The sequence below is a fragment of the Pseudoalteromonas sp. G4 genome, assembly GCF_028875915.1.
Classification (GTDB): domain Bacteria; phylum Pseudomonadota; class Gammaproteobacteria; order Enterobacterales; family Alteromonadaceae; genus Pseudoalteromonas.
Genome location: NZ_JAPEHW010000172.1, coordinates 1 through 701, shown reverse-complemented (window position 1 = coordinate 701; position 701 = coordinate 1). Strand labels below are relative to the sequence as shown.

Below are 701 nucleotides of genomic sequence, written 5' to 3'. Positions count from 1 at the left end.
CCGACCATGGCACCGCCCCAATAATAAGCGATGTATTTAGCAGCAGTTGCTTCTGTCATTTGTGTTGCATTAGCACTTGAAATGTAATTAATTAAGGTACTGCCAATAGCCACTTCAGCACCCACATAGACAAAAATACCAATAGCACCGAGCACTAAATGCTTGTGTTGCCACGCCGAGCCTTGGCTAACTTGTTGCGTTTCTTGATTGGTAATTTTAGGTAACTTTAATACTAAAAATATAAGCGCTAATATCAATAACGACGCCGCTAAAATTAAATAAGGTAACTGTACAGCGGTACCATCATGACTTTGGTTTGCGCTATCAGAAGAGAAGAAAAGTGCCGCCCCAAATAATGGCGCAACAGTGGTACCTAATGAGTTAAATGCCTGAGTTAAGGTTAAACGAGATGGCGCTGTTTTAGGGTCACCTAACGCACTGACATAGGGGTTTGCTGATACCTGTAAAATCGTAATGCCACTGGCTAATACAAATAACGCCATTAAGAAAAGCGCATACATGCCAGAGGTTGCCACAGGGTAAAACAACAAACAGCCTACACAGGCAATGGCTAAGCCGGTAACAATGCCTTTTTGATAACCGATTTTACCGACCAATTTACCGGCAGGCAGCGAGACAATAAAGTAAGCACTAAAAAAGCAAAACTGAATAAGCATTGCTTGGGTGTAATTAAGGGTAAA

General features: G+C 41.8%; 1 protein-coding gene. It reads right to left on the bottom strand.

Annotation, left to right across the window (positions count from 1 at the left end; all coding sequences use genetic code 11):
• The coding region (gene gluP, locus ON073_RS20620; RefSeq protein WP_274763706.1) for a glucose/galactose MFS transporter at positions 1-701 on the bottom strand (701 nt) is incomplete at both ends.